The sequence below is a fragment of the Microvirga calopogonii genome, from assembly GCF_003347665.1.
Taxonomy (GTDB): domain Bacteria; phylum Pseudomonadota; class Alphaproteobacteria; order Rhizobiales; family Beijerinckiaceae; genus Microvirga; species Microvirga calopogonii.
The window spans coordinates 104,067-112,135 of the sequence record NZ_QDGA01000016.1; the positions used below are offsets into that span (position 1 = coordinate 104,067).

Consider the following 8,069-nt stretch of genomic DNA (forward strand, 5'->3'; position numbering starts at 1 on the left):
CGCCGCTTCAATCCGAATGCTGTTGAAAAGACCAAGGGTCTTAGGTCGAATGATCCGTGACATTCTCGTGGGTTGTCGGCGAGACCCCGTGATGATGCTGAAATCTCTCTTCATTCTGCCGAAATCGCTTCGTATCGCGGAAGATATTCGCGAATGGGGCGGTGACCACGTTCATGCGGCATATGCCGGCCACCCAGCGACATGCGCATGGATCGTACGGCGTGCGACCGGCGTGCCGTTTAGCGTCAGCTGCCACGCTCATGATATCTTCGAGACACAGGCGCTCCTGAGTACCAAGCTCCCTGAAGCGGACTTCGTGCGCACAATCAGTGAGTACAATCGCCGGTACATCCTCAGGCATGTTCCGGCGCTGGCTTCGAAGCCTCCGGTCATTATCCACGTCGGTGCATTTCTGGAGAGCATTACCCCGTCGACTCTATACCCGTCTGACCGGCTCCATGTGCTCTATGTCGGATCCCTCGAATACAGGAAAGGGGTCGACGTCCTGCTGAGAGCGCTCTCCCAAGCCCGCTTAGGAGAATGGCGCCTGGACATTCTAGGGGGAGGTCCGGAACGCAGCAGGCTAGAGGCATTGTCAGCGGATCTTGGACTTACGGATCGCGTCACGTTTCATGGTGCTCAACCGAACGAGCGCGTCGCTAAGGCCATGTCGCAAGCCAGTGTCATGGTCGTTCCAAGCCGCATCGGGCCGCGGAACCAAACGGAAGGCCTTCCAACCGTCATCGTGGAAGCATTTGCGCATGAGAGGCCAGTGATCGCGTCCCGTCTGACGGGCATCCCCGAGATCGTCGTCGACGGTGTGACCGGGTGGCTGTTCGAGGTTGACGACGTCTCTGGCCTCGCCCGCTCGCTGGAGGAGGTGCAATCGAACCCTCAGGAGGCGCGGCGCCGCGCCACCAGGGGAAGGGATCTCGTGGTGAGCGAATTCGATCAATCGAAGAATGCGGGAGCGCTGCTATCGATGATCGACTCTTTCGTCGAGGCAAGACGATGGGAGTAGGCATGGAAGAACTTGCCCACAAGATGTCTGGAGACGAAAGGGTGTACCAAAAGCCAATGCGTGAGATCCTGGATGTAGTCCTCATCATCGATGACCTTGGAATTGGCGGTGCACAACGCGTTCTCGAAGTTCAACTTCGTGCCATGCTCAATGGCCCTTACTCGATCCGCGTCATCAATCTGTCCGGACCCAGCGCGGCATCCGACAGAATTCGGGCTATGGGGATCGAACTGGTCGAAATACACCAGCGGAACCTGTATGATCAGGCGGCGTGGAAAAAACTGAAAAGCATAATCCTGCAATGGCGCCCGAAAGTCATCCATGCGCATTTGACCCACGCGACGATTGTCGGGGCGATCCTGTCGAGGATGGTAGGGGCGCGATTCATCGTGACGCTGCATAGTCAGGGGCCGGAATCGAATGGATGGCGCACCCGTGTGAAGAACGGGCTAGAGCGTTTGGCCCTAAGCTACGGTTCCGATCACATTGTCGCTTGTGGTCCGCGCGTTGCTAAGCTGCAGTACGAACGCGTCGGCCGCACGCCTGTGAGCGTCATCGAGAATCGTGTCGAAAGGCCGCCAGGGTGGAGTTCGGACGTGCGTTCCCAGGTTCGCTCCTCCCTTGGATACGAACCTCGGGACATCGTGATGATCTCTGTCGGTCGGCTCACGGTGGCAAAAGGCTTCGACATCCTGATTAGGGCGTTCAGCAAGGTAAATCGGTCTTCTCCGTCCGCCAAGTTGCTGATCGTGGGCGGCGGTGATGATCATGACCGTCTCGTGCAGATCATCCGTGAAGTAGGGGCTGAGGAATATGTCCAGCTGACCGGCGCTCGGGCCGACGTCGGCAAGCTGATGGCGGCAGCGGACGTGTTCGTTCTTTCGTCGCTGTGGGAAGGCCTTCCGATGGTTCTACTCGAGGCAGTGGCGGCCGGATTGCCCGTGATCGCGACCGACGTCGGTGACGTCTCGACGGTAATTCGAGACGGAGCCGGAATTCTTGTGCCACCAGCTGATGAGGAGCAGCTGGCCCATGCGCTGTCGGAAGTCGCGAGCAAATCCGAGTTGCGGGCTTCTCTAGCGGAGCGCGGCAATCACCTGGCGAAAAGGTACACCGATCTCGACGGATTCTCGCAGGAATTGCACTCCGCATATGCCCATGGTGTCCAGTGAAAGCAGTTTTGATGAGCAAAGAGATTCCGAACAATCGTTCCGAGCAAGATCAGAGCCTAAATATCCTTCTGATCGCCACACGGGACGTTCGTGGTCAGATGACCGGGCGCAAGTCTGTGCTGAACACCACGGTGGATTGCCTGCTGAGACTGGGCCACCGGGTTGTTGTCGCGTTTTTTGACGCCGGCATGCATGGTTCAGACGGGGACGCAACCGATACAGACGACCAAGTAAGGTATTACCGCATTCATGGGCCGCGTCCTTTAGAGTTGATAACTCAGCTGGGGTCCGGATTTCTGTTCGGCAAGAAACCTCTCAACGAATGTCTGTATTCCAGTGACAGGGCACTGACTGCACTGCGTGACATCGCTCATTCCGAGAAGATCGATGTCGTCATTACCGATATGGTTCGCACGGCCGCTTATGGCGAGAGTTTGAAGCTACCTTGGATATCCGATTTGGACGACCTTCTGTCACTGCGGTATAGCCTGATTGCGAAGGAGCGTAAAAATCTGGACGGGCTCCTTGGATATCACAAGGCGCCTGCCTTGCGAGCTTTGAATCGATTGGCTCGGCCGGTGATCAAGTCTGTCCTTCGCAAGGAATCGGCAATCATTGCGCGCCGGGAAAAAGATATAGCTCAACGAGCCAACCTGACCCTGACTGTCAGTTCGGCCGAGGCGGAAATTCTCTCGTCCAGATCGTCACGAATGATCTCCACCACGCCGCTCCTGGTTAGAGGTCCGAGCCAGATCGCACCGCTCGCCGAGCGGCCACACGACTTGGTGTTTCTTGGCGGTCTGGCGTACCAACCCAATCGGGATGCGGTCTACAAGTACGATACCGAGATCTCACGGCAGTTGAGCTCCTACGGATTGGAGGAGCTTCCCCTTCATGTCATCGGAGGGGGCGAGGGGAGTGTTAACTATAAGTTTTCACCCGTCATACGTTTTGTCGGTTACGTCGAAGATCTCGATTCGGAGTTGCAGAAGTACAAAGCGATGTTGATCCCGGAACTGGTACAGGGCGGGATCAAAACGAAAGCTGTTCATGCTGCTCTGAACGGAGTCATGATTCTCGCCCATGACAGCGCGATCGCCGGAATGCGGCTTCAGCCGAATGTCGATGTTCTGACCTGGAGATCCCCGGCAGAGTTGGCCGCGCTCCTCGGGCTGGTTCGTGACAACGATCCCGGCCTAGCGAGGATCGCCGAGAATGCCCGGCATTGGGCCATCGCCAATTTCGGCGAACAGAGGGCGGATGCACAGTGGCGAGAGTATTTGGCTTCAGTGACGGCCGGCTCCGAGACAGCGTCCTCACAGCCGTTTCCCGTCATTGGCGTCGAGGCGTCTTCGCAGCGGCGCCCATCTCAGTTCGCCGGTAGCCTCTCACGGATCGTTCCATGACAAGACGTGTAGCGCCAGGGTTGCGAGACAAACAGTACCCGACCCGGACACGAGCCAAGGTATGGTCGCTGTCGGACTCGGGATTTGACGGAAACGGGATCGTTGCTTTGGCGAATGGGGGGTATGAATGGCAGTCTGTCTGAACTTTATTCGAACGTCAGTTCGAGCTCGAATTGTCGTTGCGGCTCTCGGCGGCCTGTTTCTTCAGGGCAATGACAGTATCGCTGCCGAGTACAGGCTTGCGCCCGGTGACACGATAGAGATTACCATTTCAGGAGCGGCACAGCTTCAGCAAAAGGCAGTGCTGGGCTTGGATGGGACTGTTTCGCTTCCAGTCATGGGAGAAGTCAAGGCATCGGGACTATCGCTTTCCGAGCTTCGTTCGAAGATCGCCGCGGAGATGCCAAACAAGATGATGCGCCAACGAACCGGGGAGGGGCGCGAACTCATTTTTACGATATTGCCGCAAGAGGTCACGATTAACATCGCGGAGTATCGTCCGATTTATGTCAGTGGCGATGTCGCTAAGCCTGGCGAACAGGTTTTCCGCCCTGGCATGACTGTCCGCCAGGCGCTCGCAATCGCCGGCGGCTATGACGCGATGCGGTTGCGAACCGACAGCCCGCTTACTCAGCTTGTGGACTCACGGAGCGAGTATGAGACGTTGCAAATCCAGTTCGTTCAAGCGATGCTTCAGGTCAAGCGTCTGAAGAGCGAGTTGGGGCAGCCGGCCGATCTCGATGAAACGGCACTCGACAACATGCGCATTCCTGAAGGTTTGCTCGCTCAGATATCTGCGGTCGAGAACGAGCGGTACACCAGTAGAACGAATAATCTGAAGAAAGAAAAGGAGTACATGGAGAGGAGGATCTCCCAGTTCGATTCTCAAATATCGATCCTTTCCGATCAGCAGCAGAAGGAAAAGGAAGCGATGCAGAGCGACCTGGATGATCTGAAGAACCTCAAAGACTTTCACGACCGTGGAACGGTTCCGATCACCCGCGTCATGGACGCAAAGCGGGCGAGCCTTGTATCGGCATCAAGACACCTCCAAGCGATGGCACAATTGGAACAGGCGCGCAAGGAGCGCGAAGAGGTCGTTCGGAACCTTGCCAAGGTCGATGAAGCAAGGCGCGACGAACTTCTGCAGGAATTGCAGAATGCAAATCTCCAGCTGTCTTCGATGCGTCCCCGTCTGGCGGCTCTCCAGCAGAAGCTTCTCGCCTTCACGGGAAGTGTTCGTTCACAATCTTTGGAACGTTCCAATGCGCGGCCGGAGATCTCAATCTCGCGGAAAACAAACGACCGGTTCGAGAGGATCGTGTCCGGTGAGAACACGGAACTCTTGCCTGGAGACGTTGTCGAGGTCGCACTACGGATCGACTGACATGACGCATGGAGCCTGATCGGTGTGTGTTGCTGTGTTCATACGGTGGGGACGCCAGCTGCAGCAATACAGATCGGAACATGGACAATCTCCCGTGCTCGATTCGATCTGGGCGACCATGAAGAAGTGACGGCCGTGAGAGCGCCTAACAGAGTCGCCTGTAGCGGCCGAGGGCGCCGGCTGGCTCCGCTCAGGCTCAAACGGTGCAGTACATCCATCCAGTCGACAACAACTTGGCGCGTCGTGCCTGATTGTGCCGCGAACCTTTCGAGCTGATTCCACGTCAGTGGGATCAGCTCTCTTCTTTGCCTTGCCGCATTTTTGACGATGAACCGGGTCCACTTCTCCGAAGAATGCTGTAGGTTCGGGCCGGGTAGCAGTGCCCCCCTTTTTTACGGCAATCGGCGGAAGTGAACGCAGCCTGGCTCCATTCGAGTTTCCCGGCTTCTGCCATGCGCTCAAGCAGAGTGGCGTGCAGGCGCATCCGCACACCGGCAGCCCGCCGGTCGTGCAGCTTGCGCCGGAACGTGATAGGTGCCTGAAAATGCCGGCGACAACCTGGGTGCCGCAGCGTGGCGGCACTCCTGTATCGGCAGCAATGTTGCCGATGAGGTCAATCGACTACGTGAGTTTCCCAATCTTGCGATCAGTGATCAGCAGTGAATTGCAACTCGTTCCAGGGCCTTTCCTGAGTTGATCGCCCTCGAGGTGGTATTCCTTGTATCCGAATTTCTGCAACAAGACCCCAATGCGCGGGTCTTCGGCATAATCTTCGATCAGCAGTACTGGCTCCGCGCGCGCTAAGGTTTCGGTCCCACCAAGTAGCACACTATACTCATAGCCCTGCACGTCGAGCTTGATAAAGGAAGGGGAGAGTTTCAGTGAATCGAGTGTTTCGATCCGGCATTGAACCTCGCCGATGCTGAGCTTGGATCGCTTGTATCCATACACGTAATCGGCGCTGAGAAAGTTCTCAGCTTCGCTCCTGTCGATCGAGGCAAGGCCGTCGTAGACGCAGCGATTATAAGTCGGGACATAGAGTGTAAACGTGCCAGGCACGTCACCGAGCCCTGCGGCATGGACAGTTATGTTGGGCTGCCGTGCATAGCGCGCCTGCAGCTTTGCGGCTAAAGATGGATTTGGCTCAAACGAGATGATTTGCGCTTTGCGCCGGAACAGAAGGATCGATTCGATCGACTGTCCTTGGTTGGCGCCGATGTCGAGGAACAAGTCGTGTGGATCGGAAAAGCGCTTGATGATCCGGAAGTCCTTCTCGTGAGGGGTGTTGAGGATCCTGTGGCCATGACGAGACAGAGCATTTTTAGCCGTCTTAAGCCCTGGAAAAGCGCCCTGAGCTGCTCGAAATGTTCTCATGATTACTGGATGCATAAGAAGCTCCACACTTGAATGAGCGCTTCACCCCGGATGCGGTCGATGCGCTTGTCCGATTGGGATGGTTTCCGACCCTTGTGAGGATTGGCCGTGAAGGGTTGGGATGCAAGCAATCAACGGAGGGATATCGGGGCCAAAGCCTACTCAGATTGGGTTATCCTTCGACACTGACCTTCCTCCAGCACCAACCGAATGTTGAGCCGCACGTTTCCGTCGTTCACCTCAAGCTAATGGCTTAACTTGTTCGTCGGTAAATGCCGCCGGCCACGCAGCCATCGGCAGCGTTGCCATATTGATGTCACATTTCATGTTATACCTCATGGCCAATTAAATAATGATAATGATAAATGAAAAAGAGATAGGGGTATTACATGAAATACGATTTATATTTGACGGCCTTAAGGTCGGGACTATGCCTGCGTTTTGACTAGGCGTATCCCTCATTTGACCTTGCCGCACCCATAATCGCGTCTGATCCAGGCGCATGTCACCCATCGTGACTCTCTCCTTATTCAGGCTTGGCACAAGTATTCCTTGTGTATGCTTCGCATCGGCACAGGTGATCGTTTAGATCTCGGCTGTCGGTTCGCAGTTTATGCCAACATGTTCCTGATCCAAGACTTTATAGAGTGTATAGTTTTTATTTAAGGAGGTATTGACTGCGTTTTGTTGATTGGTAATAAAAGTAATATGCGCTGACACAGCGTTATTGTACTGATCTATATTCACTAAACATTGCGATGCATGCAGCTTTTCAGGCTGATCCAGCAATATTCCCAATAATTTTAACCCAAAGAATAGCGAGAAAAGCTATGGCCACTATTTACGTTTCGACCACGGGCAGCGACTCGAACTCGGGGGCTTCGGGCAGCCCGGTCAAATCGATCACCAAAGCCGCCGGGCTCGCCAAGGCGGGCGACACCGTGCTGGTCTCCGGCGGCGTCTACAACGGCAACGTCTCCATCTACAACAGCGGCACCGCCTCGGCGCCGATCACCATCAAGGCCGCCGACGGCGCGCATGTGGTCATCGACGGCAGCCAGTCCGCCTCGGGCTCGGATCTCGTCACCATCACGGGCGACTACGTCACCTTCCAGGGCTTCGAGGTGCGCAACGCCAAGCGCGGCGGCATCAGCCTGTGGGAGACCCATGACACCAAGATCCTCGACAACAACGTGCACGACAGCGTGCGGGTCGGCATCTGGGCCGGCGGCAATGTCGGCAACTCCTACAACAACCTGATCGACGGCAACGAGGTCTGGCACAACGTGCTGGAGAACAGCAGCCGCTCGATGACCGGCGGCGGCTGGGCGCAGGGCATCAGCCTGGACAAGTCGGACGGCAGCGTCATCAGCAACAACTACGTGCACGGCAACTACGGCGAGGGTGTCGGCGCGATGTTCACCAAGGATGCCAAGATCACCGGCAACAAGGTCTACGACAGCTTCAGCGTCGGCATCTACCTCGACAACGCGCAGGGTGCGGTGGTGCAGTCCAACACCGTGGCGCACACCTACGACACGGACTTCTACCGCGGCGGCAAGCCGGCCACGGGCATCGAGATCGCCAACGAGAGCGGGGATCGCCAGCTTCCGTCCTCGGGTCTGGTGGTGACCAACAACGTGCTCGGCGGTGTGGGCGACGTGCATTACAGCACCTACGGCGCCAACACCGGACTGGTGAACTCGACG

General features: G+C 56.5%; 6 protein-coding genes. 5 read left to right on the plus strand and 1 reads right to left on the minus strand.

All coding sequences use genetic code 11. The features are described from left to right. Positions 1-91 precede the first annotated feature (91 nt). The 4 genes from DDF70_RS14865 to DDF70_RS14880 all read left to right on the plus strand — a co-directional run bounded on the left by DDF70_RS14865 (position 92) and on the right by DDF70_RS14880 (position 4,986). A complete protein-coding gene (locus DDF70_RS14865) occupies positions 92-1,021 on the plus strand; it encodes a glycosyltransferase family 4 protein (protein WP_162820417.1) in 930 nt (309 codons plus the stop codon). Positions 1,022-1,023: 2 nt separating this feature from the next. Further along, the gene (locus DDF70_RS14870; protein WP_162820418.1) at positions 1,024-2,193 is read left to right on the plus strand and encodes a glycosyltransferase; all 1,170 of its coding nucleotides are present in this window, start codon (positions 1,024-1,026) and stop codon (positions 2,191-2,193) included. Between the two features lie 11 nt (positions 2,194-2,204). Then, complete coding sequence (locus tag DDF70_RS14875) at positions 2,205-3,599, plus strand: glycosyltransferase (RefSeq protein ID WP_114945635.1); 1,395 nt, start codon at positions 2,205-2,207, stop codon at positions 3,597-3,599. A 127-nt stretch (positions 3,600-3,726) separates the two neighbouring features. Then, the gene (locus DDF70_RS14880; protein ID WP_114945636.1) at positions 3,727-4,986 is read left to right on the plus strand and encodes a polysaccharide biosynthesis/export family protein; all 1,260 of its coding nucleotides are present in this window, start codon (positions 3,727-3,729) and stop codon (positions 4,984-4,986) included. Between the two features lie 621 nt (positions 4,987-5,607). On the opposite strand, the gene DDF70_RS14885 is transcribed toward DDF70_RS14880, so the two are convergent. Further along, positions 5,608-6,375 carry an FkbM family methyltransferase gene (locus tag DDF70_RS14885; protein WP_114945637.1) on the minus strand — a complete coding sequence of 256 codons (768 nt, stop codon included), beginning with the start codon at positions 6,373-6,375 and terminating at the stop codon, positions 5,608-5,610. An 815-nt stretch (positions 6,376-7,190) separates the two neighbouring features. On the opposite strand from DDF70_RS14885, the gene DDF70_RS14890 reads away from it, so the two are divergent. Then, on the plus strand, positions 7,191-8,069 hold an 879-nt coding region (locus DDF70_RS14890; RefSeq protein WP_114945638.1), incomplete at its 3' end, for a right-handed parallel beta-helix repeat-containing protein.